Below are 26587 nucleotides of genomic sequence, written 5' to 3'. Positions count from 1 at the left end.
GACATCAACACCCGTTTGGTGCTCTGGGGCGCCGACCCGTGCCACTATGTCGGTGTGACGGGGATGCGGATCTTGGCGGTGGCCAATCAGAAAGGCGGCGTGGCCAAGACCACGACGGTGGCCTCGATCGGTGCGGCGATGGCCGAACTGGGGAAGCGGGTGCTGCTGGTCGACCTCGATCCACAGGGCTGCCTGACCTTCTCGCTGGGGCACGACCCCGACAAGCTGCCGGTGTCGGTGCACGAGGTGCTGCTCGGTGAGGTGGAGCCCAGCACGGCCCTGGTGCCGACCGAGGAAGGTATGACACTGTTGCCGGCCAACATCGACCTGGCCGGCGCTGAGGCGATGCTGTTGATGCGGGCCGGCCGCGAGTACGCCCTGCAACGGGCGCTGGCCAAGCTGGAAGACGAGTTCGACGTGGTCGTCATCGACTGCCCGCCCTCGCTGGGGGTGCTGACGCTCAACGGGCTGACCGCGGCCGGCGAGGTGATCGTGCCGCTGCAATGCGAGACCCTGGCGCATCGAGGTGTCGGCCAATTCCTGCGCACCGTGGCCGACGTCCAGCAGATCACCAACCCGAAGCTGCAGCTGCTCGGGGCGTTGCCGACGCTCTACGACTCGCGCACCACCCACAGCCGCGACGTGTTGCTCGACATCGCCGACCGGTACGGCTTGCCGGTGCTGGCGCCGCCGATCCCGCGAACGGTGCGTTTCGCCGAGGCCAGCGCGTCGGGCGCTTCGGTGATCGCCGGGCGCAAGAACAAGGGCGCGGTGGCCTATCGGCAGCTGGCGGAGGCGTTGCTCAAGCATTGGAAGAACGGCAAGCCGCTGCCGACCTTCACCCCCGAGGTCTGATCACCCCAGCGCGGCCACCGTGTCGCCGCGCTGCTCCAGTACCGTCGGGCCCGATACCGCCGGGAACACCGACGTCACCCCGGGCGGGCGGCTGACCGGGATGATCCGGTCGACGGCGCCGGTGCGCTGGTCGGCCACGCCGACTCCGCCGGTCACCGGGATGAGCAGGCGCTCGCCCATCATGGCCGCCGGCCCCAGCGGGACCGCGGCACCCGAGGCCGGGACGGTGTAGCGGTAGGTCAGGGTTCCGGAGTCGAACACCATCACCGAGTCGCCGGTCCACCAGCAGATCAACCCGGTGGGCCGAGATACCGGCAGCGCCGCGCTGGCGGCGGTGGGCTTGGCCGGGAGCAGGGTCTTGGCGATCGTGCTGCCGGTCTGGTCCACCACTACGACCCGGGGGGCGGGGGTGGGCAGATAGACGGCGGTGTTGGTCCCGGAGTCCGAGTCGGTCACCGCGAGCACCCGCGCCCCGGAGTCGGCCGTCACGCCGGGCTGGGGGATGTGCTGGGTCTCGGGCTCGTCTTCGTCCTTCCCCGCACGCAGCAGGGTCAGCTGCAGGTCCTCGCTGCCCGCGCAGGACTCCAGCACCGAGACCGTTGATGACGCCGCCGCCGCCGAAATCAGGGTGCAGCCCTGCCCGACGCCGCGCGCCGACGGTTTCACCCGTGCGTCGATCTCGCCGTAGGACAACACCCGCACCAGGTCCGATCGCCACAGTTCCAGGCGGGTGGCGCCGGCCGAGAGCACCGCGCTGCCCTCGGAGGTGACCCGCACGCTGCGGTCGGCGTAACTGGTCCGCGCCGGTCCGCGCAGTCCCGTGGCCGCGACCACCGCGCTGACTTGGCCGCAGCCGCGGGAGTCCGGGTACACCGCGACGGCGTTGCGGTAGATCCAGGACACCGCACACAAATCGACGTCGCGGGCAAAGCTCCAGCGTTCCTCCCCGGTCGCGGGATCCCGCCCGCTCATCCGGGGACCGTCGCCGGTAATGACGGTGCCCGAGACCAGCACCGGTGCCCAGGTTGCCGGGCTGGGAGCCGTCCACAGCTGCGACAACGCCGCTGGCACCATCGCCGCCGACGGGGGAATGGTTGCGGTGTCCGGAGCAGGTCGGCTGACGGTGGCGCGGGCGTCGCTGTTCCACCAGATGGCAACCCCGACAGCGGCGACCACGACCACGATCAGCGCCGCCGCGACCAGATCACCGGAGGTGCGGCGCTCGGGTCGTACCATGTGCGCCGCCCGGCTCAGCTGCCGTTCGCGGCAGCGGCAGCAGCAGTCTTGTTCGGGCGACGGCGCCGGCGACGGCGCGGCGCACCGGGGCCGGTGGTGGCGTCGGTGCCGGCGCCGGTGTCACCGGATTCAGCGGCCTTGGGAGAGCCGTCGGCAGCGTCCTGACCGCCCCGGGTGCGCCGCCGAGACCGGCTGGTGTTGCGCGGCGCACGCTGGCGCTCGGCCGACGATTCGCGGGTTTCGTCCGCGTCCCGCTTGGCCGGTGACCGGCGGGTCTTGCCGACGGAACCGCCGGTTTCGGCCGGAATGTCCAGCTCGGTGTAGAGGTGCGGGGAGCTGGAGTAGGTCTCGGCGGGGTCCGGGCAACTCAGGTCGAGCGCCTTGTCGATCATCGTCCACCGGGCCAGCTCGTCCCAGTCCACCAGCGTGACGGCGACGCCGGTACGCCCGGCCCGCCCGGTGCGACCGATGCGGTGCACGTAGGTCTTCTCGTCGTCGGGGCACTGGTAGTTGATCACGTGCGTGACGTCGTCGATGTCGATGCCACGAGCTGCGACATCGGTGGCCACCAGGACGTCGATGTCGCCGGATCGGAACGCTGCCAGCGACTTCTCCCGGGCCACCTGGCCCAGGTCGCCGTGCACCGCGCCCACCTTGAAACCGCGCTCGCCGAGGTCGTCGGCGACCTTCTGGGCAGTCCTTTTGGTCCGGGTGAAGATCATCGTCGCGCCGCGGCCCCGCGCCTGCAGAATCCGAGCGACCAGTTCCGCCTTGTCCAGTGCATGCGCCCGGTAGACGAACTGTTCGGTGGCGTCGTGCACGGCCGATGAGTGCGGCGCCTCGGCGCGGATGTGGGTGGGCTGGTTCATGAAGCTGCGAGCCAGCGTGATGATCGGTCCGGGCATCGTTGCCGAGAACAGCATCGACTGCCGATCGTCGGGGATGCGGGACAGGATGCGCTCGATGTCGGGCAGGAAGCCCAGGTCCAGCATCTCGTCGGCCTCATCGAGCACCAGTACCGACAGGCCGCCCAGCTGCAGGTGTCCCTGCTGCGCCAGGTCCAGCAGCCGGCCCGGCGTGCCCACGACCACGTCGGCGCCGGCCTGCAGCGCCTCGATCTGCGGCTCGTAGGGCCGACCGCCGTAGATGGCCTGCACCGACAGCGGACGGTCGCCGGCAGTCAGGTACTTGGCCGCGTCGGCGAGGTCACCGGAGACCTGGATGCACAGCTCACGGGTCGGCACCACGACCAGGGCGCGGGGCGCCCCCGTCAGCGGCCGGTCTGGGCTGGTGGTAACCCGCTGCAGCAGCGGGACGCCGAAGCCGTAGGTCTTGCCCATGCCGGTACGGGCCTGGCCGATCAGGTCGTCGCCGGCCAGGGCCAGCGGCAGTGTCAGCTCCTGGATCGCGAAGGCGTGCTCGATACCTTGTTCGGCCAGTGCGCGAACGATCTCTTCGCGAACGCCCAGTTCGGCGAAGCTCGGAGGGGTGGTGGGGACGGTGGTGGAAATCAGCGGGGTCATGCGCGGGCAGGTGCCTTTCGAAGTCGGCGCGGTATGTCAGTCGATCGCGGTGTGGGTCGGGGCGCACACACTGAGACGGTCGATACTTTGCCCATTTTCGGAGGCACCGCCGGGGGGCCCTGCACTCGCCGAGTAGGCGGGCCAACCGCATGTACGCACATTGCGCGGCAGTGCCGAATGAGCACTGTCCAACGGTCATACTACCTGGTCGGGCCGGGCATCGGTCCACCGCCGCGGAACGCCTACAGTGAGGTGATGAATTCGGTTCCCTCCGCCGACGCCGAAGCGCAGACCGGCCCGCCGCGGCTCTCCGCCGATCATCCGGGTATCAACGAGCTTTTCGCGGCCCTGGCCTATGGCGAGGTGGCCGCGTTCTACCGGCTCACCGAGGAAGCCCGGATGGCACCCGATCTGCGTGGCCGGATCTCGATGGCGGCGATGGCCGCCGCGGAGATGGGCCACTTCGAGCTGCTGCGCGAAGCCCTCGAACGCCGGAACGTCGACGTGGTGGCGGCGATGTCGAAATACGCCAGCGCCCTTGACAATTACCACCGGCTGACGATGCCCAGCACCTGGCTGGAGGCACTGGTCAAGACCTACATCGGCGATGCGCTGGCCGCCGATTTCTATCTGCAGATCGCCGACGGGCTCCCCGACGAGGTGGCCGACGTGGTGCGGGCGGTGCTCGCCGAGACCAAGCATTCGCAGTTCGTCCTCGAGGAGGTGCGTCGCGCAGTCACGGCCAGCGCCAAACAGCGCAGCCGGCTGGCCCTGTGGTCGCGCCGGCTGCTCGGCGAGGCGATCACCCAGGCGCAGTACGTGTTGGCCGACCGTGACGAACTGGCCGATCTGGTGGTGTACGGCGCGGCCGGGCTGGCCCAGCTGGCCGGGTTCTTCGACCGTCTGCAACAGACCCACGACGCGCGCATGCGCGAGCTGGGCCTGGCATGACCCGCGGCGCCGGTCGCGCTGCGCCGGCCCCCACCGGGCGGGCGTTCCGGCCCGGTATCTCCGAGGGCGAACAGCCGGTGCGCACCAACCCGACGGGCGTCCACTAGCCTGCTTAGCAACGCCCAACGCGAACGAAAGGGGCCGGCGTGGAGGTCAAGATCGGGATTACCGACAGCGCGCGCGAACTGGTCATCTCCAGCGCGCAGACGCCCGATGAAGTCGAGAAACTGGTCGCTGACGCGTTGGCCCCCGGTGCCGAGAGCGCCGGACTGCTGTCTCTGACCGACGAAAAGGGCCGCCGCTTTCTGGTGCAGGCCGCCAAGATCGCCTATGTCGAGATCGGTGTCGCCGACAGTCGACGGGTCGGTTTCGGGATCGGTGCCGGCGACGCCGTCAGCGGGTAAGCGGCACGTGTGACAGGCCGCCCCAGGCGAAGGCCACCGTCCCGTCGACGGCGTCTTCCTTGGAGATCGGGCGGTCACTGTCCAGCCAGTACCGGGCGCAGTCCACGCTGATCGCGACCAGCCCCACCGCGACCATCCGGGCACGGTGCGGGTCCAGGCCGGAGTCGCGGCTGACCAGGTCGAAGATCGCATCGATGCAGGACTCGGTGGCCACCCGCACCTGGACCGCGACCTGCGGCTCGGCGACGTTGTCGTTTTCGAAGATCAACCGGTAGCCCTGGCTGTCATGCTCGATGAAGTCGAAGAAGGCCTGCACCGCCGACCGCAGCCGCTGCCGGTTGTCGGTCGTGGTCCGCAGGGCCTGACGCACACCGGAGACCAGGTTGTCCACGTGACGGGCCAGCACCGCCAGGTACAGCTCAAGTTTCGACGCGAAGTGCTGATAGAGGATGGGCTTGCTCACGCCGGCCCGCTCGGCGATCTCATCCATGCCGGCCGCGTGGTAGCCGCGGTCGACGAAAACGTCACTGGCGGCGATCAGCAGCTGACCGCGGCGTTCGTCGCGGGGCAGGCGGCTGCCCCGGCGGGCGTTGGCAGCTGGCGCCTTGGCGCCGCCCCCGCGGCGGTCGGCCGGACCGGAGCCGTCTCGCTCAGCCGTGTCGATCGGTTTGCTCATCGACTCCTCAATCTGGTTCGGCCGGACGCCGGGGTCGGGGCCCGCGACGGCCGGTGCGTGACAGCGAGACTACGCGCTGGGCCCGTCGCATCCACCAGCGACATCCGCTAAAGGGCTGTTGAAGGCCGTTTCGGACGCCTGGTGGGGCCCCCTCCTGGCGTGCCGAAGAGTCCCAGCTCGCGCACCCTGTGCCATTCTGGGACGGTGACCTACGACCCGGGGCGGAGCGGTGGTCGAGCCCCGGTGCTACGAGACCGCTTCCGCGAGCCGCTACGCGCCCAGCGCGACCCGCTCGCGGCCGGCGCCGGGCGGGTGCGGTCCGACCGAGACGTGCACCGTCAGTGGCGCAAACAGACCTGGCTGGGCAGATTCGTGTCCACCTACGGCTGGCGCGCCTACGCGCTGCCGGTGCTCATGGCCCTGACCATCGTGGTGGTGTACCAGACCGTCACCGGTACGGGCGTGCGCACCCACGCCGCCGACGACCAGGTCCAGGGCCCCCCGACCATCGGGTCGGCCGGCACCTCGATCATCGGTGCGCCGCCGCGGGGACTGACGCAGTTCGACGTCAACCTCCCGACCGGGGTGCTGCCCAACGGCGGCCCCTTCACCGAAGCCGGTGACATGACGTGGCGCGTCATACCCGGTACGGAGCCGCCGTTCGGCCAGGGCACCGAGAAGGTCTTCGCCTACACCATCGAGGTGGAGAACGGCATCGACACCACCGCGTTCGGCGGAGACGAGGCGTTCGCCCGGATGGTCGACCAGACGCTGCGCAACCCCAAGGGATGGACACACGCGCCGCAGATCGGCTTCGTGCGGATCGACGGCAGCAGCCCCATGCCCCCCGACTTCCGTATTTCGCTGACCTCGCCGATAACGGTCCGGGAAGGCTGCGGGTACGAGATTCCGCTCGAGGCGTCCTGCTACAACCCGTCCTACGGGGCGAGGTCGGAGCCTCGGGTGTTCATCAACGAGGCGCGGTGGGTTCGCGGAGCCGTGCCCTTCCAGGGCGACATCGGGTCCTATCGGCAGTATCTGATCAATCACGAGGTCGGTCACGCACTCGGCTACCAGCACCATGAACCCTGCGAGAGGCAGGACGGGCTGGCGCCGGTGATGATGCAGCAGACCTTCGGAACATCCAACGACGACGCGGCGAAGTTCGACCCCGATTGGGTCAAACCGGACGGCAAGACCTGCCGGTTCAACCCCTGGCCGGCCCCGATCGCCTGAGCGACGACCCCCGTCTGGGGAAGCTTCGCGCCCGGTTTGTCGTTGCCCCCATCAGCTGCTGTGATTGGCGGACGCGACGTTGAGGAGACTGCCCGGTGCCGATATCACTGCCGCCGCTGGTGGAGCCGGCCGGTGAGCTGACCCGAGATGAGGTGGCGCGCTACAGCCGGCACCTGATCATTCCCGATGTCGGCGTGATGGGGCAGAAGCGACTCAAGAACGCCCGAGTGCTGGTGATCGGTGCCGGCGGGCTGGGGGCGCCCACGCTGCTGTATCTGGCCGCGGCAGGGGTGGGAACGCTCGGGATCGTCGACTTCGACGTCGTCGAGGAGTCCAACCTGCAGCGCCAGGTCATCCACGGCGTCTCCGACGTCGGCCGGGCCAAAGCTGAAAGCGCCCGGGACTCCATCGCCGAGATCAACCCGCTGGTGCAGGTGCGGCTGCATCAGGTGCGACTGGAGGCGTCCAACGCCGTCGACCTGTTCTCCCAGTACGACCTGATCCTGGACGGCACCGACAACTTCGCCACCCGCTACCTGGTCAACGACGCAGCGGTCCTGGCTCGTAAGCCGTACGTGTGGGGATCGATATTTCGGTTCGAAGGCCAGGTGTCGGTGTTCTGGGAGGACGCCCCCGGCGGCCGGGGACTCAACTACCGCGACCTGTACCCCGAGCCGCCCCCGCCGGGAATGGTGCCCTCATGCGCCGAGGGTGGTGTGCTCGGCGTGCTGTGCGCCTCGATCGGCTCGGTGATGAGCACCGAAGCGATCAAGCTGCTCACCGGTATCGGGGAGCCGCTGCTGGGCCGGCTGATGATCTATGACGCCCTGGAGATGAGTTACCGCACCATCGCGGTCCGCAAGGACCCTTCCACGCCGGCGATCACCGAGCTGGTCGACTACGACGTGTTCTGCGGCGCGGTCTCCGACGAGGCTGCCGCAGCGATCGCCGGTTCCACGATCACCCCGGTCGAGCTGCGGCAGCTGCTGGACTCCGGGCAGCCGTTGGCGCTGATCGACGTGCGGGAACCGGGAGAGTGGGCGATCAACCGCATCGAGGGGGCGCAGTTGGTCCCGCAATCGACGATCAACAGCGGCGAGGGGCTGGCGCAGTTCCCGCAGGACCGAATGTCGGTGCTCTACTGCAAGACCGGTGTCCGCTCAGCGGAGGTTCTGGCCGTGCTGAAGGAGGCCGGATTCGCCAACGCGGTGCACCTGGGCGGTGGAATTGTGGCGTGGGCCAGCCAGATGCAGCCCGACATGGTGATGTACTAGCGCCACAGCGGGGGCAGCTGCGGCCTGAGGTCGCGGTGACCCGCCGCGCCCGGCTCCGCCGCGCTCGCGATCACCGCGGTTAGTCTGATCGCGTGACCGTTGAGCCGCCGCCCGAACATGTGCTGGCGACGTTCGGGATTCGCAACATCGACCCCGCACCGCTGGGGGCCGGCTGGGAGAACGGCTGGAAGTGCGGTGAAGTGGTGCTGTCGATGGTCGCCGACCATGCCCGGGCCGCGTGGTCGGCGAAGGTGCGCGAGACCCTGTTCGCCGACGGTATCCGGCTGGCCCGCCCGGTGCGTTCCACCGATGGGCGCTATGTGGTGTCGGGGTGGCGGGCCGACACCTATGTCGCCGGCAGCCCCGAGCCCCGCCACGACGAGGTGGTGTCGGCGGCGGTTCGGCTGCACGAGGCCACCTCGACGCTGGAGCGGCCGCGCTTTTTGACCCAGGCGCCGGTGGCGCCGTGGGCCGACGTCGACGTGTTCATCGCGGCGGACCGGGCGGCCTGGGAGGAGCGGCCGTTCGCCTCGCTGCAGGCCGGTGCCCGGCTGGCCCCGGGTTCGGTGGACGGTCAGCGGTCGATCGACCTGATCAACCAGCTGGCCACCTTGCGTAAACCCACCAAGAGTCCCAGCCAGCTGGTCCACGGGGACCTGTACGGAACGGTGCTGTTCTCCGGTGCGGCGGCTCCCGGCGTCACCGACGTCACCCCTTACTGGCGCCCGGCGTCGTGGGCGGCCGGGGTCGTGGTGGTCGATGCCCTGTCGTGGGGCGATGCCGACGACGGGCTGATCGAGCGCTGGGAGACACTGCCCGAGTGGCCGCAGATGCTGCTGCGCGCGTTGATGTTCCGCCTTGCCGTCCATGCGCTGCATCCGCGCTCGACCGAGGAGGCATTCCCCGGATTGGCGCGCACCGCGGCGTTGGTGCGGCTGGCGCTCTAGCGTTCTCGTTTCCCGCCGAACGTGTACTCAGGCCGGAATTTCGGCCAGTTTTACGCGCTGAATACACGCTCGGTGAAAGTGGCGCCGTCAGAACCGATGTCGCAGCGCACACAGATCGACTTTGCCGTCCACCGCCGGCACTCCTTCGGAGCGAAGACGCTCCAGCTGTTCGGCGCTCCGGGGCGCCGACGGCCGGCCCGACGCCGGAACCACCCGGTGCCAGGGCAGGTCGGCGCCGTCGGTCCGCAGAATCCAGCCCACGATGCGGGGACTGGAAAGCCCCGCCGCGCAGGCAACGTCGCCGTAGGTGGTGACGCGGCCGGCCGGCACGCCGGCGATCAGCGCCCGTACCAGCTCGACCTGGTCGTCGGTGACCGCCACGGCCCGGCCTCCTAGCGGCGCGCCAGCTGGGCGCGGATCACGGCGGCGGCCTCGGCAGGGCGGGCCTGGTCCACCATGTGATTGCAGTCGAAGTCCACCAGCGCGAACTTCGCGCCCGGCCGCTCCCGCAACGCATCGATCAAGGGCTGTTGGACGTACGGCGGCGAGGTGCGGGTGGCCCGCACCAGCGTGGTCGGCGTAGCCGGGGGAACCACGACGGGGCGGGCCAGCTCGCTCCAGTAGGCCATCACCGCGGGAACGCTGATCCGCCAGCCGACCCGGCCGCCCGGCAGCGTGATCAGGTGCGCCTCGAGTTCGTCGTCGAGGCGAGCGGGATCCACATCGGCCCACGCGCCGTGCTCCTTCTCGGCGCGCGCCTCGGCGGGATCGGGGTAGTCGGGCGAGGCCAGCATCGCGGCCGCGATCGTCGCCATCCACTCACCGTCGAGGCCGACCGCCGGGTCCAGCAGGGCCAGCGTGTCGACCAGGTCGGGCCGTGCCGCGGCCAGCTGCAGCGCTATCGCGCCGCCGAAGGAATGCGCCACCACCGGAACCGGGCCGGCCGCGGCGCGCTCCAGCAGCGCCGCCAGCGCGGCGACGTTGGCGTCGATGGTCCACGGGGCCGCCCACGACGAATGCCCATGGCCGATCAGGTCCGGCGCGGCGATGGCGACGTCGGGAAGATACTCGGCCACATGTCGCCAGCGCGCCCCGTGACCGGTCAAGCCGTGGACCGCCAGCAGCCCCACCGGGCCGGCTGGGCCGTAGCGGTGCACATGGAGTCGATGATCGGGATTCACCCGTCGATGGTGCCAGCCGCGCACGCACTTGTCAGAGGGCAGTGCTCTCATAGCGGCATGCCACAGCACTGGGGATCCGATGCCGCGCAGGTCGCCGCGGCGCTGAATCCGCGCGCGCGTGGCGTCTTGCAGGTGCGGGGTGGTCCGGGCACCGGCAAGACCAGCCTGCTCGTGGAGGTGGCCACCGCGCACGTCGCCGCGGGCGCCGACCCGAATTCGGTGCTGCTGCTGACCGGCTCGGGCCGGCTTCCCGCCAGCGACCGGGGGGCGCTGACCGCGGCGTTGCTGGCCGCCGGGGGGCCGGCGGCGGGCCGGGCCATCCGGGAACCGCTGGTGCGGACCGTGCACGGCTACGCCTTCGCGGTGCTGCAACGCGCCGCGAAGCGGGCAGAGGCCACGCCACCGCGGTTGGTCACCGGGGCCGAACAGGACAGCGCGATCCGCGAACTGCTCGCCGGCGACGGCGCCGGGGCCTGGCCGCCGTCGTTGCATGCCGCCCTGGCCACCGACGGCTTCGCCACCGAACTACGGGACCTGATGGCGCGCTGCGCCGAACGGGGCGTGGACCCGGCGGATCTGACCCGACTGGGCCGGCGGTTCCGCCGCCCGGAGTGGAGCGCCGCGGGCCGGTTCGCCCAGCAGTATGAGCAGGTGATGCTGCTGCGGGCCGCGGTCGGTACCGCGGCGCCCCAGGCGACCACGCCGGCGCTGGGAGCGGCGGAATTGGTCGGGGCGGCGCTGGAGGCCCTCGCCGCGGACCCGGACCTGCTCGTCGAGGAGCGCAGCCGGATCCGGTTGCTGCTGGTCGACGACGCGCAGCAACTCGACCCGCAGGCGGCCCGGCTGGTGCGGGTGCTCGCCGCCGGCGTGCAGCGGACGGTGATCGCCGGTGACCCGGATCAGGCGGTGTTCGGATTCCGGGGTGCCGAACCCACCGTCTTGTTGGCCGACGACCTACAACCTGGCGGGGTTCAGGCCCCGGTGGTGACGCTGACGACCTCCTACCGATGCGCCCCGGCGGTGGCCCGGGCGGTGCGCGCCGTCGCCGGGCGACTGCCCGGTGCCGGCGCCTGCCGCGGGTTGCAGGGCACGGGGCCCGATGTCGGGGCGGTGAGTGTGCACACCGCGGGCACCGGCCAGGCCGAGGCGACGCTGATCGCCGACATACTGCGGCGCGCCCACCTGATCGACGGCGTGCCCTGGTCGCAGATGGCGGTGATCGTGCGGTCGGTGCCGCGGGCGGCCATGCGGCTGCCGCGCACCCTGGCAGCCGCGGGCATCCCGGTCACGGTGCCTGCCAGCGGTGCATTGCTGGCCCAGCAGCCGGCGGTGGCGGCACTGATCACCGTGCTGCAGTGCACCGCCGACGGGGTGGACGGTTCCCGCGCGCTGAGTCTGCTCAGCGGGCCCATCGGGCGGGTGGACCCGATCTCACTGCGCCAGCTGCAGCGCACGTTGCGCCGCAGTACGGCCCGCCCGGATGCGCCGGCCGACCCCGACGACCGCCTGGTGGCGGTATTGGCCGGGCCGCCCGGCGAGCTGCCGGCCGCGCAGAGCCGCGCGCTGCGCCGGGTTCGTGCGGTGCTGCAGGCCGCGGCCCGCAGCCACGCCGAGGGCCGCGACCCACACCACACGCTGTGGCAGGCGTGGAATCGGTCGGGCCTGCAGCAACGCTGGCTGGCGGCGGTCGAGCGCGGCGGCCCGGCCGGTGCACAGGCCGACCGCGATCTAGAGGCGGTGACCGCCCTGTTCGAGCTCGCCGAGCAGTACGTGGCGCGCACCGCGGGCGCCACCGTGGCCGGGCTCGTCGAGTACGTCACGGCCATGCAGCTGGCCGCACCGCGGACCGAAACTCCCGTGGCAGGTATGGAGGCCGTCGGCGTGCTCAGCGCGCACGCCGCGCTCGGCCGCGAATGGGATCTGGTGGTCATCGCCGGTGTGCAGGAAGGCCTGTGGCCCAACACCGTTCCGCGTGGCGGCGTGCTGGGCACCCAACGCCTCCTGGACACCCTGCACGGGTTCGGCGAAGAGGTCTCGACCCGGGCTCCGCTGCTTGCCGAGGAGCGGCGGCTGCTGGTGTCCGCCCTGGGCCGGGCGCGGCGCCGGCTGGTGATAACCGCCGTCGACGGCGACGGCGACGGCGGCGACGAGGAACAGATCCCGTCGGAGTTCTTCACCGAACTGGCGGCCTGCGCCACCGCGGAGGGTCCTGCGTCGCCGGTATCGCCGGTACTGGCGCCGCCGGTGCTGTCCGCCGCGGGACTGGTGGGCCGATTGCGTGCCGTGGTCTGCGCGCCGGAAGGCATCGTCAGCGGTGCCGAACGAGCTGACGCGGCAAGGCAATTGGTGAGACTCGCCAGGGCAGGCGTGCCCGGCGCGGACCCGCAGAGCTGGTATGGGCTGGCGCCGGTGAGCACCGCGGAACCGCTACGGCAACCGGGTGCCGGACCGGTCACGCTGTCTCCCTCGGCTCTGCAGAGCCTGCTGGACTGTCCGCTGCGCTGGATGGCCGAACGCCACGGCGGCACCGACGGCCGCGATCTGCGTTCGACGATCGGATCGATGATTCACGCTCTGGTCGCGCAATCCGCCGACAGTCCGCAGCAGCTGCTCGCCGAGCTGGACCGGGCATGGCAGGAGCTCCCGTTCGCCTCGCCGTGGTACTCGGAAAACGAACACGACCGGCATCGCGCCATGATCGAGACGTTCCTGCAGTGGCGAGCCCAGACCCGGGGCGAACTCACCGAAGTCGGAACCGAGGTGGCCTTCGACGGCGTGATCGACGCCGGCGACGGCGTGCGGTTGCGCGGCCGCATCGACCGGGTCGAGCGCGACGCCGCCGGGCGGCTGGTGGTCATCGACGTCAAGACCGCCAAGACCCCGGCGGGCAAGGACGACGCACAACAACACGCGCAGCTCGCCGTGTATCAGCTGGCCGTGGAAGCCGGTCTGATCGGGCCAGACGAGCAGCCCGGCGGAGCCCGGCTGGTCTATCCGGCCAAACCCGGGGCGGCGGGAGCCACCGAGCGCGAGCAGGACCCGCTGACGCCCGAAACCGGCGGCCAATGGCGCGAGCGCATCGCACAGGCGGCTGCGGCCACCGCCGGGCCGACGTTCACCGCCCGGGTCAACGACGGGTGCCGGCACTGCCCGGTCCGGCCGATCTGCCCGGCCCACGACGGAGGGTGCGGCGCATGACAACCCGCTACGAGCCCGGCGAACTGGCGGCCGCGCTCGGGCTGCACCAGCCCACCGAGGAACAGGCCGCCGTGATCGCCGCGCCGCCGGGCCCCCTGGTGGTGATCGCCGGCGCGGGCGCCGGCAAGACCGAGACGATGGCTGCCCGGGTGGTGTGGCTGGTCGCCAACGGCTACGCCGAGCCCGGCCAGGTACTGGGGCTGACCTTCACCCGCAAGGCCGCCGGACAGCTGCTGCGCCGGGTCCGCTCCCGGCTGGCGCGCCTGGCCGGTGCGGGACTGATGCCAACCGAGCCCGGCACGGAAGCAGACGGTGCCGCTGCGCCGGCGGCGCCCCTCGTGAGCACCTACCACGCCTTCGCCGGGGCACTGCTGCGCGAACACGGACTGCTGCTCGGCATCGAGCCCGACACCCGGCTGCTCACCGAGACGGGGTTGTGGCAGATGGCCTTCGACGTGGTCAGCCGCTATCCGGGGGAACTGCGCACCGATAGTGATCCCGCCGCGGTCACGGCCATGGTGTTGCGGCTGGCCGGCCAGCTGGCCGAACACCTGGTGGACACCGACGCCCTGCGCCACACCCACGGGGAGCTCGAGCGGCTGGTGCACACCCTGCCTCCCGGCCCGCGCCAGCGAGCCGAACCCAACCAGACGCTGCTGAAGATGCTCGACATCCAGACCGAGCGGGCCGAGCTGGTGCCGTTGATCGACGCACTGAACCAGCGCATGCGCGCCGAACGAGCCATGGACTTCGGCGCGCAGATGTCCACCGCCGCTCGCCTGGCGCAATCCAACGAGACGGTCGGCGCCCGGCTGCGCGCCACCTACCGGGTGGTGCTGCTCGACGAATACCAGGACACCGGGCACGCCCAGCGCATCGCACTGTCGTCGCTGTTCGGGGGCGGCGCCGACGACGACCTGGCCCTGACCGCCGTGGGCGACCCCATCCAGTCGATCTACGGCTGGCGGGGCGCCTCGGCCACCAACCTGCCCCGATTCGCCACCGACTTCCCGCTCTCCGACGGCAGCCCGGCGCCCACCCTGGAACTGCGGACCAGCTGGCGCAACCCACCCGAGGTGCTGCACCTGGCCAACGAGATATCCCAGGAGGCCCGCCGGCGCTCGGTGACGGTGCAGTCGCTACGACCCCGCCCGGCGGCCCCGCCCGGCGACGTACGGGTCGCCCTGCTGGGCGATGTGGCCGCTGAAGTGCAGTGGGTCGCCGATGCCCTGCAGCAGCGCTACCGCAAAGCCGCCGACGACGGCGTGGCCCCGCCCACCGCCGCGGTGCTGGTGCGCCGCAATGCCGATGCCGCGCCGCTGGCCGAGGCGATCCGTGCCCGCGGCGTCCCGGTGGAAGTGGTGGGACTGGCGGGCCTGCTGTCGATACCGGAGGTGGCCGACCTGGTCGCGATGCTGCGGCTGATTCAGGAACCGACTGCTGGTGCGGCGGCACTGCGCGTGCTGAGCGGACCGCGCTGGCGACTCGGCGCCGCCGATATCGCCGCCCTGTGGCGGCGTGCCGCCGAGTTGTCCCGCCCCGACGCGGCCACGGCACCGGCCTCGGCCGCGGAGATCGCCGCCGGCGCCGGGCCCGACATCGACGCCCCCTGTCTGGCCGACGCCCTCGCCGATCCGGGTCCGGCGCAGCGTTATTCGGCCACCGGATACCGGCGCATCATCGCGCTCGCCGAGGAGCTGACGGTGCTGCGCAGCCATCTGTGGCATCCGCTGCCCGACTTGGTGGCCGAGGTACGCCGGGTGCTCGGCCTGGACTGCGAGGTGATCGCCGCGCAGCCGGTGGCGGCGGGGGCATCCGGCACCGAACAGCTGGACGCCTTCGCCGATGTGGTGGCCGGTTACGCCGAGGCGATGGCGAAGCCGGCCCCCGCCGGGCAGGGCGGGCTGCCGTCCTGGGGGCCGGGCACCGGAGGCGGCGGTGCACTGGCGGGGCTGCTCGCCTACCTGGACGCGGCAGCGGTCGTGGAGAACGGGCTGGCCCCGGCTGCGCCGGCGGTGGCCGCCGACCGCGTTCAGATCCTCACCGTGCACGCGGCCAAGGGGCTGGAATGGCAGGTGGTCGCTGTTCCGCACCTGGTGTCACGGGTGTTTCCCTCGACCGCCTCGCGCCGCAGCTGGCTGTCCGACGCCGGCGAGCTGCCGCCGCTTCTGCGCGGCGACCGGGCACAGCCCGGCGCCGAGATCGTCGAAGGCGTCCCGCTTCTCGACACCGGCGCGGTGACCCACCGTAAGCAGCTGACCGACGCCATCTCCGAACATCGGCGCCGCCTGGACCAGCGACGGGTCGATGAAGAGCGCCGGTTGCTCTACGTTGCCGTCACCCGGGCCGAGGACGCCTTGCTGGTCTCGGGTCACCACTGGGGCATGGGCGAGGCGAAGCCACGTGGCCCGTCGGCCTTCCTCGATGAGATCAAGGCGGTGATCGATGAATCGGCTGCTGCCGGTGCCCCCTGCGGGGTTATCGAGCACTGGGCGCAGGAACCGGCCGCGGGCGAGCAGAACCCGTTGTCCGCCACCGATGCCGAGGGAATCTGGCCGGCGGACCCATTGGCCGGCCGGCGGGGCGGCGTCGAGCGCGGTGCGGCATTGGTCGCCGCGGCGTTGCGCGACGGCGAACCTCAGGACGACTCGGCTCCGGACAGCCCCTGGGCCGCCGACATCGAGGCGCTGCTAGCGGAGCGGTCGGCGGCGGCGACGCGGCGCGCCGGCGTCCTGCCCGGCCAGCTTTCGGTGAGCGGCCTGGTCGAGTTGAGCCGCGACCCGGCCGGGGCGGGGCAGCGCCTGAGCCGGCGACTGCCCGCCAGACCCGACCCGCATGCCTTGTTGGGCACCGCGTTCCACGACTGGGTGCAGCGGCTCTTCGGGGCCGAGCGGCTCTTCGAATTGGAGGACCTGCCCGGTGCGGCCGACGCCGACACCACCCGTGCCGATGCGCAGGAGCTGGCCAGCCTGCAGGCGGCCTTCCTGGACTCGCCGTGGGCTGCCCGCAGCCCGGTCGCCGTGGAGGTGCCCTTCGAGATGGCCATCGGCAGCCGCGTGGTGCGCGGCCGGATCGACGCGGTCTTTGCCGACCCGGACGGCGGTGTCACCGTGGTGGATTGGAAAACCGGTGCTGCCCCGGACGGGCCGGCAGCGCGCCGGCACGCCGCGGTCCAGCTCGGCGTCTACCGGCTGGCCTGGGCCGCGTTGACCGGCTGCCCGGAAGCTCAGGTGCGGGCTGCCTTCCACTACGTGCGGTCCGGGACCACCGTCGTGGCTGACGATCTGCCCGAACTGGCCGAGCTGGCCGCGCTGCTCACCGACTGACGGCGCGGGTGGCTACAGTGGGTCCGTGCGTCAGGTGCGACCGATGACCGCCCACCGTGGCGGGAGCTAGCTGGCGGCGGCTGCGTCGTCTCGATGAGACGCTGACCGCCCAGCCCAGCCACGCCCTCGTCGGCGTCCTGCGCATCCCCCAGGGGCAATCCAGTCCTGGCCGCATAGTCTACCGGCGCACCGCCATTGCCCTGGCGGCGCTGCTGGCGTCCACGCTGCTCGTCTACGTCGACCGCGACGGCTACCAGGACGTCCAAGGCGACCGGTTGACCTTTCTGGACTGCCTCTATTACTCGGCGGTGACCCTGTCGACGACCGGGTACGGCGACATCACGCCCATCACCGAGTTCGCCCGCATGATCAACGTCTTGATCATCACCCCGCTGCGGATCGCCTTCCTGATCCTGCTGGTCGGAACGACCGTGGAGGCGTTCACCGAGACGTCGCAGCAGGCATTCCGCATTCAGCGATGGAGGAGAAGAGTGCGCGACCACACCATCGTCATCGGGTACGGCACCAAGGGTAAGACCGCGATCGCCGCGATGCTCGGCGACGACGAGACCACCCCCAGCGACATCGTCGTGGTGGACAGCGACCGCGCGGTGCTCGACCGCGCCAAGAGCGCCGGGCTGGTGACCGTCGACGGCGACGCGACCAGGTCGGATGTGTTGCGGCTGGCCAGCGCCCAGCGCGCGGCGGCGATCGTGGTGGCCACCGGTTCGGACGCCACCGCGGCACTGGTCACCCTGACGGCCCGGGAGATTGCGCCGCAGGCCACCATCGTCGCGGCGATCCGGGAGGCCGAGAACCAGCACCTGCTGGAACAGTCCGGGGCCAACTCGGTGGTGGTGTCCTCCGAGACCGCCGGACGGCTGCTCGGCATCGCAACCACCACGCCCAACGTGGTCGAGATCATCGAAGACCTGCTGACCCCCGACGCCGGCTACGCCATCGCCGAACGGCCGGTGGAGCAGCAAGAGGTCGGCGGGTCGGCCAAGCACCTCAACGAGATCGTGCTGGCCGTGGTCCGCGACGGGCGTCTGCTGCGCCTGGATACCCCGGAGGTTGATGTGATCGAGGCCGGCGACCGGTTGCTCTACGTGCGTACGGTGAGCAACCAGTGACCGCCGCAAGCCCGGCCGAGCCGGCCGACGGGACCACCCGCGTGCCGGTGACGGCGCGGCACGGGGAGCGGTGATGGGCACCTTCGAACTGCGCCAGGTACCCCTACTCTCGCGGATCGGGGCCGACCGCGCGGACCAGTTGCGCACCGACACCGACGCGGCCACCGCCGGGTGGCAGCAGGCCGCGCTGCTGCGGGTCGATCGCCGCAATCAGGTTCTGGTCGCCGACGGCCGGGTGGTGCTGCAGCAGGCGGCAGAGCTGGGCGACACACCACCGCCGGAAGCGGTATTCCTGGGCCGCATTGCCGACGGCCGGCACATTTGGGCCGTGCGTGCCGCGCTGCAGGCCCCGCCCGGGGCCGACGTCTCGGTGCTGGACATCCGTTCGGTCGGCGACGTCATCGACGACGTCAGCGCCCAGCTGGTGTCGTCGGCTATCGCGTTGCTGAATTGGCATGAGAGCGCCATGTTTTCGCCGGTCGACGGCACACCGACGAAGCCGGCGCGCGGGGGATGGGCGCGGGTCAATCCGATCACCGGCGCCGAGGAGTTCCCCAGAATCGATCCCGCGGTGATCTGTCTGGTGCACGACGGGGCTGACCGGGTGGTGCTGGCCCGGCAGCACAACTGGCCGCTGCGAATGTTCTCCCTGCTGGCCGGGTTCGTCGAAGCGGGCGAATCCTTCGAGGCCTGCGTGGTCCGTGAAGTCCACGAAGAGGTCGGCCTGACGGTTCGCGACGTGAGCTACCTGGGCAGCCAGCCGTGGCCGTTCCCCCGCTCGCTCATGGTCGGGTTCCACGCCGTCGCCGACCCGGACCAGGCCTTTGTCTTCAGCGACGGCGAGATCACCGAGGCGGCGTGGTTCACCCGCGACGAGGTGCGGGCAGCGCTGTCGGCCGGTGCCTGGAACAGCGGCGATCCGAATGCGAAATTGCTTCTGCCCGGCTCGATCTCGATCGCCCGGACGATCATCGAGTCCTGGGCAGAATCGGGCTGAGCCGCCCCGGTCCTAGGCGCCGAGGCTTTCCAGCTTCGCCTTGACCTCACGTCCGGTCGGGTTGGTCAGCGTGGAGCCGTCTGCGAAGCGCAGCGTGGGCACCGTGCGGTTGCCGCCGTTGGCCGAGGCGACGAACTCCGCGGCGGTGGGGTCGAGCTCGATGTCGATCTCCTCGTAGGGGATCTCGAGCTTCTTCAGCGCCGCTTTGAGCTGCCGGCAATAGCCGCACCACCGGGTGGTGTACATGACGAGCTGGTTCATAACTGTGCAAACGTAGTCGGTCGGGTAGCCATTCCCGAATCGGCGTCAGGGGCCGTCGGAGGTGCCTGCCAAGATGGACGCCATGGATGCGCTCATCGCCGACCTGGACGAGGAGCAGCGCGCTGCGGTGCTGGCGCCCCGTGGCCCGGTGTGCGTGCTCGCCGGGGCGGGGACCGGCAAGACCCGCACCATCACCCACCGGATCGCCCAGTTGGTCGCCGCCGGTCACGTCGCGCCCAGCCAGGTGCTGGCGGTGACCTTCACCCAGCGTGCCGCCGGCGAGATGCGGTCACGGTTGCGTGCGCTGGGTGCGGCGGCCGGCGGGGGAGCGGCCGCCGGGGTCGCCGGAGTGCAGGCGCTGACCTTCCACGCGGCCGCTCGCCGGCAACTGCGCTACTTCTGGCCGCGGGTGGTCGGTGACACCGCCTGGGAGCTGCTGGACCGCAAGTTCGGGGTGGTTGCTCGCGCCGCCGGGCACGCCGGCCTGCGGCTGAGCAACGACGACGTACGCGACGTGGCCGGCGAGATCGAGTGGGCCAAGGGCTCGCTGATCGGGCCGGAACAGTATCCCGGGGCGGTGGCCGCAGCCGGCCGCGACATCCCGTTGGACGCGGCGAAACTGGCCGACGTCTACGCCGGTTACGAGGCGCTCAAGGCCCGAGGCGAGGTGGCGATGCTCGACTTCGACGACCTTCTGCTGCACACCGCCGCGGCCATCGAGAACGACGCGGCGGTGGCAGCGGAATTCCGGGATCGCTACCGCTGCTTCGTCGTCGACGAATACCAGGACGTCACGCCGCTGCAGCAGCGCGTGTTGTCGGCCTGGCTGGGGGAGCGCGACGACGTGACCGTGGTTGGCGACGCCAACCAGACCATCTACTCGTTCACCGGAGCCTCGCCGCGCTACCTGCTCGACTTCACCCGCCGGTTCCCCGACGCGGTCCTGGTACGCCTGGAACGCGATTACCGCTCCACCCCCGAGGTGGTGTCGCTGGCCAATCGGGTGATCGCCGCCGCCCGGGGGCGGGTGGCCGGCAGCAAGCTGAAGCTGATCGGTCAGCGCGAATCCGGCCCGGCACCGGTCTTTCGGGAACACCCCGACGAGGTCGCCGAGGCCACCGCGGTGGCCAAATCGATCGCCCGGCTGATCCACGACGGCGTCGCGCCGGCCGAGATCGCCGTGCTGTACCGCATCAATGCGCAGTCCGAGGCCTACGAGGAGGCTCTCACCGAGGCCGGGGTCGCCTACCAGGTCCGCGGCGGCGAGGGGTTCTTCACCCGCCAGGAGATCCGCCAGGCACTGGTCGCCCTGCAACGGGCCGCGGAAAGAGAAGGCGCGCGCGGCGAAGGCGGGGGCAGCGGGCCGGCGCTGTCTGTCCTGGTGCGCGGCATTCTCGAACCGCTCGGTCTGACCGCCGAACCACCGAGCGGGGCCACGGCGCGCGAGCGCTGGGAGGCGCTGGGCGCACTGGCCGAACTGGTCGACGACGAGGTGGCCCAGCGGCCTGACCTCGACCTGCCCGGGCTGGTCGCCGAACTGCGGGTACGCGCCGACTCCCGGCACCCACCGACGGTGCAGGGGGTCACCCTGGCGTCGCTGCACGCCGCCAAGGGCCTGGAGTGGGACGCGGTGTTCCTGGTCGGCCTTGCCGACGGCACGCTGCCCATCTCCCATGCCCTGGCCCACGGCGCCGACAGTGAGGCGGTCGAGGAGGAGCGCCGCCTGCTGTATGTGGGGGTGACCCGGGCCCGGATTCACCTGACCCTGAGCTGGGCGCTGGCCCGCGCCCCGGGCGGTCGGGCCGGCCGCAAGCCGTCGCGCTTCCTCAGCGGTATCGCTCCGCAGGCCGACGCCTCCACCGCACCGGCCAAGCGCCGGTCCCGTGGTGCCCCAAAACACTGCCGTGTCTGCAACAAGGCGCTGGTCACCCCGGCGGCCATCATGCTCAGCCGCTGCGAGACCTGTGCCGCGGACGTCGACACCGACCTGCTGGTCGCCCTCAAGGACTGGCGACTGCGGACCGCCACCGAGCTGAAAGTGCCCGCCTACATCGTCTTTTCCGACAACACCTTGACCGCGATCGCCGAGATGTTGCCCGGCGACGAGGCCGCCTTGGTGGCTATTCCGGGTATCGGCGCGCGCAAGCTGGAACAGTTCGGTTCCGACGTGCTGGAGATGATCCGCAACCGGGGCTGACGGCGGTCCTGGAGAAAATTCGGTTGTGGGGCGGTGCGCCCAGCGGTTACCCTTCGAACCCATGACCACGATCAGCGTCCTGTGGGTACGCCCGGCCGGCGCGCGCCATGGCGCCGCTGCCCAGGCGGCGGCGCGTCACGCCGCCGCCGAGTCCGTGCATCGGGGTTCGCCTTAGGGCCGCTTCGCCCCAGCCACCCGATGGCCACGGACCCAACCAGGATCCGTGGTCATTTTTTTGTTTTCGGCCAGCCCGCCTTCCGGCCCGGATCCGACCATCACGAGCCGACCGGAAAGCAGGTACACCATGTCGAGAACACTTCAGCTGCCGTGCACGGGCGACCCCGACCTGTGGTTCGCCGAGAACCCGGCCGACCTGGAGCGGGCCAAGGGGCGCTGCGCTGGGTGCCCGATTCGCCAGCAGTGCCTTGCAGCGGCGTTGCACCGCGGCGAACCGTGGGGCGTCTGGGGCGGCGAGATCCTCGACCGGGGCAACGTGGTGGGCCGCAAACGGCCCCGCGGCCGGCCGCGTAAGCAGCCGCTGGCCGCCTAGGTCCGGCAGGCTCAGGCCGACGGCTCGGCCAGGACCTCTTCGGGGTGGGCGAAGCCCGGCACCAGTTCCTCGGAGATCCGCCTGGTCGGCACATGCGCGTCGAGCTGGCACAGGATCGCCGTGGTGGAACCGAGCACCCGCATCGGCATCGCCAGCTTGGGCGGCAGGTCCAGCTGGCGGGCGGTCTTGAGCTGCTCCACCGGCCGCTCCAGCTGTTTGCCGGCCATCCGCATCAGCCACCTGCGGGTGTAGTGGAACACCTCGACCTGGACCGGTTCGACGTGCTGGCGCAGCATCTCGTCGATCTCGCGCACGGAGACGTCCTGGCCCTTCTGGATGAAGCCGCCCTGGCGCATGACCGCGATGACCTTGTCGTAGTCACCGTCGTGGGCAAAACGTACGGACGCACCCAGTTCCGGGGGGAACCCGCCGGGCAGGGGCGCCACCGCGCCGAAGTCGATGATGCCCATCCGGCCGTCGGGCAGCAGCATGAAGTTGCCGGGGTGCGCGTCGCCGTGGATCAGCTCCAGCCGGCGGGCCGCGTCCCAGGTGAATTCCGCCAGCCTGGTGCCCATCAGGTCGCGCTGCTCGACGGTGCCGTTGCGGATGATCTCGGCCATGCCCACGCCGTCGATCCACTCCTGGATCACCGTCTTGGGTGCGCTGGCAACGACGTTGGGGATGCAGAAGTGCGGATGCCCGGCGTAGGCCTTGGCGAAGATGCGCTGGTTGTCGGCCTCCAGCCGGTAGTCCAGCTCCATCTCGGTGCGCTCGATCAGCTCGTCGATGACGCCCTTGACGTCGACGCCCGGGGCCAGCTGCTTGAAGACGCCGGTCAGCCGCCGGATCGTCTTGAGGTCGGCACGCAACGCCTCGTCGGCGCCAGGGTACTGGATCTTGACCGCTACGGGGCGGCCGTCGGCCCACACCGCCTTGTGCACCTGCCCGATGCTGGCTGAGGCGATGGGGGTGTCGTCGAAGGCACTGAACCGTTCCCGCCACTTCGTGCCCAGCTGTCCGTCGAGCACTCGGTGCACCTTGTCCGCGGGCAGCGGTGGGGCGTCCTTCTGCAGCTTGGTCAGCGCCTCCCGGTAGGGCTCACCGAACTCCTCGGGGATGGCCGCTTCCATCACCGACAGGGCCTGGCCCACCTTCATGGCGCCGCCCTTGAGTTCACCCAGGACGGTGAACAGCTGATTGGCCGCCTTCTCCATGAGCTCGGCGGTGACCGCGTCCTTGGACTTGCCCGTCAGCCGCTTTCCGAACCCGAGCGCTGCCCGGCCGGCGAAGCCGACGGGCAGGCTGGCCAGCTTCGCATTGCGCGCCGCGCTACCGCGTTTGATCTCTGACACTTCAATCCTCACGATACACAAAAATCCGACTAGGGTGACCAACTATGACGCAGTGTGAACCACGTCGCGTACTAGGCAGAGTACGGCTATCCAGAGCCACCGACGAGTCAACGTCGGTAGAGCGTCAGCGGGAAGTAATCGAAAATTGGACAGCCGCCAACGGTGGCGTCATTGTCGGTTGGGCCGAAGACATCGACGTATCCGGTGCCACAAACCCGTTTGACACACAACAGTTGGGGCACTGGCTCAAGCACCGAATACACGACTTCGACGTGATCGCCACCTGGAAGCTGGACCGGTTGGCCCGCAACACGATCAATCTAAACCGACTCTTCGCGTGGTGCCTCGATCACGACAAAACTCTAGTGTCGTGCTCTGAGTCCATCGACCTATCAACACCCGTGGGACGGCTCATCGCATCCGTAATCGGATTCCTAGCCGAAGGTGAACTAGAGGCGATACGGGAACGGACCAAAGCCAGCCGCGCCAAACTAAGGGAACTAGGCCGGTGGGGAGGCGGTACGCCGCCGTACGGCTACACGCCAGTAGAGCTTAAAGGCGGCGGATGGCTGCTAGAAGTAGACGACGAGGCTGCCGACGTGGTTCGCCGCATCGTCAAAGAACTGCTAGACGGCTCATCTATGAACGGGATAGCCGCACGGCTTACAGCTGGGGGCATCCACACACCATCGGATAGGCACCGGGTCAATCGTGGGCTAAAACCAATCGGGCGCAAGTGGCAGGTCACACCGATTCGACAAATACTAAGAGGCCGCACAATTCTCGGCCAACTAAATTACGATGGCCGAACAGTACGTGATGACGACGGGCTACCAGTCAAATTAGCCGATGGCTTAATAACCGTAGGTGAATGGGAGCGTATACAAGCTATACTCGATGGCAATTCTGCCGTGCGCAAAGACGCCCGGCGCTCACCGAAATCACTACTATCTGGTATAGCGTTCTGCGCCGCCTGCGGCAAACAACTTGTCTCAGAAAGCAATACCAGCACACGAAATAAAACAGGCGAGCGGCGTACCTACCGGTATTACTCATGTGCAGACCGATGCAGTCCGATGATACGGGCTGACGAATTGGACACACTCGCAGATGAGACGTTCCTCGACAAACTCGGCAACCGCCCCGCCCGTGAGCGGGTATGGGTACCAGGTAGCGACAACACAGAAGCAATGGCAGAGGCACTACAGGCCGTAGATGAACTAACCCTAGCCGCAGGAAAAGCAGCGTCGGCCACCATGAAAGATCGGCTACAACGACAACTTGCTGCATTAGATAAGAAAATCGTAGAACTAGAGTCGCAACCTATTCATGAGGCGCGGTGGGAGTGGAGAGAAACAGGTGGCACCTACGGCGACCTATGGCGGTCGCTGGAAGATAACCCCGAAGAACGCCGCCAACTACTAGAACGCGCCGGGATAACATTCCAAGCTTGCGTAATCGGCGGGAGCGGTAGTAAAGCTCGCGTTTTCGATATTAGAACACCACCGGAATTATACGAGGATAACTTTCACCTTGTTTGATCTTGTCGAACGTCTCGGGATCATGCTGGGCCACAAACTTTGCATCGCGGACTGACCTGCCCGAGACGTTGAGCAGTTCACCGGCCTCATCAGAAGCGTGGTAATCGCTCCCACCTTCGGGCAAATTTTCCCGAAGGTCTGATCTTTGGCCTTGCCGTGCTCTGGCCTGTTCCGCGTAGATCCGCTCGTACTCCACCGCTGCTAGGCAATCGAAGATTGCCGACGCCCAGACGCAAACTCCGGTGGGAGTCCAGCGCCACAGCCGCACGTTGAGCTGTCGTCAGATGCCTACGGTGGACGCTTTGCGAGATGATGCACGGGGAGTGGCTACAGCTAGGCAACCGTTCCCATGGGAACGATCTGCCGACGCCAAGCGCCAGCAGGTTCCCTGCAAGCGTCGATGCTTAAACAGATCGGGATAAGCCGATCATGGGCGGCGAGGCTAATGGAGATTAGTGGAAATCCGGCCATCTCAAATGTAGACAACTCTCTACATTTCCCGTATTCAATGCAGGCACTCTACGAACTATCCCGTCTCCCCGCTGAGGCCATCGAATCCGCTATCGAACATGGCGACATCACACCGGAGCTGTTAATCTCAAAACATGGATGATGATAATGATTGGCCGTCGACAGTTAACGACCTACCAGGTGCTACACCTGCCGACGTGGCGGCAGCACGGACGGTGCAGTCATACCCAAAGGATGCACTCCCCACTCACATAGCTGAATGTGCGGAGGTCGCCCGGCTGGTCGAAATAGGGGCGCTAGAGCTTGGTAAAAGTAAGGACGGACTCTACAAATACCGTTGCCTAGAAACAGCGTTCTACCCAGCAGGGAAACAATGGTTTAAGTGACGCAACCCCAACGGGAATCACTTCAATACAGACAGCGCCCTGCGGAACCAATCAGCAGCACTCAAGCCAGCCTGATTCATAATCGGCGTCAAACGCTGGTTGCCGCCAACAACCTGACCCAAAGCTGACATGTAATCATATAAGCCGTTCGGGTAAACCCAATCATCAAACGATTTCAAGTTATCCGGCAACTCTGCCGCCTTAACAGGCGACCGGCTCCGTCTGCGTGTCTTAGGTAAACTACCTGCCATCGCAAAACAATCTTTGCATTATAGAACTTCCTGACCTTCAAAATTGAGTCGAGCCAAAAGCTGACTCAACAAACCACGCGAAAACCTAATCTCGCTGCGGAGCGGATGAATAACAAGCTGGTTAGCGCTGCCCTTAACACACAACGGCGCATCAGCAGCGGCCTTTTCAAACCGCGCAACGTCATCAGCGGTTCGACAAGCAGACTCTAGAATTGCCACCTTATGAGGCTCAGAATCCATATCAAACTCAGCGGTAATGCGAGTCCACAAATTCGAGCCGGCAGTTTCTAAACCGCGAGGCTTACGCACGATCAAACCTATTGGGGAGGTCTAACACCGTGAATTTCAACGGTTTCTCCCGTCTTTTAGTTGCCAAAAACAGGTAGCGAAAAACTCGCTACCTGCGGAAATCGGAAAATATCTAGTCGGAAAAATGAAAACGGTGCAACTCAGAGCTGGACGGTTTCAAGCTACCGGCAGTAGAACGCCGGGAAGTGGTTGCCGAGCTGGCCGGGGTGGGGATGTCGAACCGGGCTATCGCAGATGTGACCGGGGCAAGTGAGCCAACTGTCCGTAGAGATCGAGGTGCGTCAAATGACGCACCTGTCACCGGCCAGGACGGCAAGAGCTTACCGCAGACC

At 69.0% G+C, this 26587-nt stretch carries 21 protein-coding genes; 13 read left to right on the top strand and 8 right to left on the bottom strand.

What is annotated here, in order from left to right:
* Positions 1-63 precede the first annotated feature (63 nt).
* The gene (locus G6N14_RS11690; protein ID WP_085133992.1) at positions 64-855 is read left to right on the top strand and encodes a ParA family protein; all 792 of its coding nucleotides are present in this window, start codon (positions 64-66) and stop codon (positions 853-855) included.
* On the opposite strand, the gene G6N14_RS11685 is transcribed toward G6N14_RS11690, so the two are convergent.
* Together G6N14_RS11685 and G6N14_RS11680 are read right to left on the bottom strand one after the other, a co-directional pair.
* Positions 856-2091, bottom strand: coding sequence for an Rv3212 family protein (locus G6N14_RS11685; RefSeq protein WP_085133957.1), 1236 nt, complete (start codon positions 2089-2091; stop codon positions 856-858). It abuts the gene before it with no gap.
* 14 nt (positions 2092-2105) lie between these two features.
* Positions 2106-3614: a DEAD/DEAH box helicase gene (locus G6N14_RS11680; protein WP_085133956.1), complete on the bottom strand. Its 1509-nt coding sequence runs from the start codon at positions 3612-3614 to the stop codon at positions 2106-2108.
* A 255-nt stretch (positions 3615-3869) separates the two neighbouring features.
* On the opposite strand from G6N14_RS11680, the gene G6N14_RS11675 reads away from it, so the two are divergent.
* Entirely contained in the window at positions 3870-4565 is a 696-nt protein-coding gene (locus G6N14_RS11675; RefSeq protein ID WP_085133991.1) for a ferritin-like fold-containing protein, read from the top strand.
* A gap of 146 nt (positions 4566-4711) precedes the next feature.
* Positions 4712-4969, top strand: coding sequence for a DUF3107 domain-containing protein (locus G6N14_RS11670; RefSeq protein WP_085133955.1), 258 nt, complete (start codon positions 4712-4714; stop codon positions 4967-4969).
* Here G6N14_RS11670 and G6N14_RS11665 read toward each other — a convergent pair.
* Positions 4959-5645 (bottom strand): HTH-type transcriptional activator FasR, encoded by a 687-nt coding sequence (locus G6N14_RS11665; protein WP_085129327.1) that lies wholly within the window; start codon positions 5643-5645, stop codon positions 4959-4961. The two genes, G6N14_RS11670 and G6N14_RS11665, sit on opposite strands and share 11 nt — an antisense overlap.
* Before the next feature lie 204 nt (positions 5646-5849).
* Here G6N14_RS11665 and G6N14_RS11660 point away from each other — a divergent pair, with 204 nt between their 5' ends.
* The 3 genes from G6N14_RS11660 to G6N14_RS11650 all read left to right on the top strand — a co-directional run bounded on the left by G6N14_RS11660 (position 5850) and on the right by G6N14_RS11650 (position 9102).
* Positions 5850-6881 carry a DUF3152 domain-containing protein gene (locus G6N14_RS11660; protein ID WP_109559653.1) on the top strand — a complete coding sequence of 344 codons (1032 nt, stop codon included), beginning with the start codon at positions 5850-5852 and terminating at the stop codon, positions 6879-6881.
* Between the two features lie 95 nt (positions 6882-6976).
* A complete protein-coding gene (moeZ, locus tag G6N14_RS11655; protein WP_109559652.1) occupies positions 6977-8155 on the top strand; it encodes an adenylyltransferase/sulfurtransferase MoeZ in 1179 nt (392 codons plus the stop codon).
* A gap of 92 nt (positions 8156-8247) precedes the next feature.
* Positions 8248-9102, top strand: a complete 855-nt coding sequence (locus tag G6N14_RS11650) for a TIGR02569 family protein (protein WP_085133953.1) — start codon at positions 8248-8250, stop codon at positions 9100-9102.
* An 87-nt stretch (positions 9103-9189) separates the two neighbouring features.
* Here G6N14_RS11650 and G6N14_RS11645 read toward each other — a convergent pair whose 3' ends face one another.
* Both G6N14_RS11645 and G6N14_RS11640 read right to left on the bottom strand, forming a co-directional pair.
* Positions 9190-9483: an MGMT family protein gene (locus tag G6N14_RS11645; protein WP_085133952.1), complete on the bottom strand. Its 294-nt coding sequence runs from the start codon at positions 9481-9483 to the stop codon at positions 9190-9192.
* Positions 9484-9494: 11 nt separating this feature from the next.
* Positions 9495-10283 carry an alpha/beta fold hydrolase gene (locus G6N14_RS11640; RefSeq protein ID WP_234808778.1) on the bottom strand — a complete coding sequence of 263 codons (789 nt, stop codon included), beginning with the start codon at positions 10281-10283 and terminating at the stop codon, positions 9495-9497.
* 57 nt (positions 10284-10340) lie between these two features.
* Between G6N14_RS11640 and G6N14_RS11635 the strand changes: the two genes are divergently transcribed.
* From G6N14_RS11635 to nudC, 4 genes are all read left to right on the top strand, one after another.
* Positions 10341-13481, top strand: a complete 3141-nt coding sequence (locus tag G6N14_RS11635) for an ATP-dependent helicase (protein WP_085133950.1) — start codon at positions 10341-10343, stop codon at positions 13479-13481.
* A complete protein-coding gene (locus G6N14_RS11630; protein ID WP_085133989.1) occupies positions 13478-16807 on the top strand; it encodes an ATP-dependent helicase in 3330 nt (1109 codons plus the stop codon). Before G6N14_RS11635 ends, G6N14_RS11630 begins: the two co-directional genes overlap by 4 nt.
* A 56-nt stretch (positions 16808-16863) precedes the next feature.
* The gene (locus G6N14_RS11625) at positions 16864-17940 is read left to right on the top strand and encodes a potassium channel family protein (RefSeq protein WP_085133949.1); all 1077 of its coding nucleotides are present in this window, start codon (positions 16864-16866) and stop codon (positions 17938-17940) included.
* A 73-nt stretch (positions 17941-18013) separates the two neighbouring features.
* Positions 18014-18937, top strand: coding sequence for an NAD(+) diphosphatase (gene nudC, locus G6N14_RS11620; RefSeq protein ID WP_085133948.1), 924 nt, complete (start codon positions 18014-18016; stop codon positions 18935-18937).
* Positions 18938-18949: 12 nt separating this feature from the next.
* Here the strand turns inward: nudC and G6N14_RS11615 are convergent, their stop codons facing one another.
* Positions 18950-19198, bottom strand: a complete 249-nt coding sequence (locus G6N14_RS11615; RefSeq protein ID WP_179960833.1) for a mycoredoxin — start codon at positions 19196-19198, stop codon at positions 18950-18952.
* A 73-nt stretch (positions 19199-19271) separates the two neighbouring features.
* On the opposite strand from G6N14_RS11615, the gene G6N14_RS11610 reads away from it, so the two are divergent.
* Together G6N14_RS11610 and G6N14_RS11605 are read left to right on the top strand one after the other, a co-directional pair.
* A complete protein-coding gene (locus G6N14_RS11610) occupies positions 19272-21395 on the top strand; it encodes an ATP-dependent DNA helicase UvrD2 (RefSeq protein ID WP_085133947.1) in 2124 nt (707 codons plus the stop codon).
* 304 nt (positions 21396-21699) lie between these two features.
* The gene (locus G6N14_RS11605) at positions 21700-21945 is read left to right on the top strand and encodes a WhiB family transcriptional regulator (RefSeq protein WP_085133946.1); all 246 of its coding nucleotides are present in this window, start codon (positions 21700-21702) and stop codon (positions 21943-21945) included.
* A gap of 11 nt (positions 21946-21956) precedes the next feature.
* Here G6N14_RS11605 and G6N14_RS11600 read toward each other — a convergent pair whose 3' ends face one another.
* On the bottom strand, positions 21957-23297 hold the full coding sequence (locus G6N14_RS11600; RefSeq protein ID WP_085133945.1) for a macrolide-binding ATPase MABP-1: 1341 nt from the start codon (positions 23295-23297) through the stop codon (positions 21957-21959).
* Between the two features lie 44 nt (positions 23298-23341).
* Here G6N14_RS11600 and G6N14_RS11595 point away from each other — a divergent pair, with 44 nt between their 5' ends.
* Positions 23342-24838: a recombinase family protein gene (locus tag G6N14_RS11595; protein ID WP_085133944.1), complete on the top strand. Its 1497-nt coding sequence runs from the start codon at positions 23342-23344 to the stop codon at positions 24836-24838.
* An 874-nt stretch (positions 24839-25712) separates the two neighbouring features.
* On the opposite strand, the gene G6N14_RS11590 is transcribed toward G6N14_RS11595, so the two are convergent.
* Positions 25713-25886, bottom strand: coding sequence for a hypothetical protein (locus tag G6N14_RS11590; protein WP_163787141.1), 174 nt, complete (start codon positions 25884-25886; stop codon positions 25713-25715).
* Between the last annotated feature and the right edge of the window lie 701 nt (positions 25887-26587).

The organism is Mycolicibacter hiberniae (assembly GCF_010729485.1).
In the GTDB taxonomy this organism is placed as follows: Bacteria; Actinomycetota; Actinomycetes; order Mycobacteriales; family Mycobacteriaceae; genus Mycobacterium; species Mycobacterium hiberniae.
Note: the sequence above shows the minus strand (reverse complement) of the source record. Positions and strands in the feature narration are given on the sequence as shown.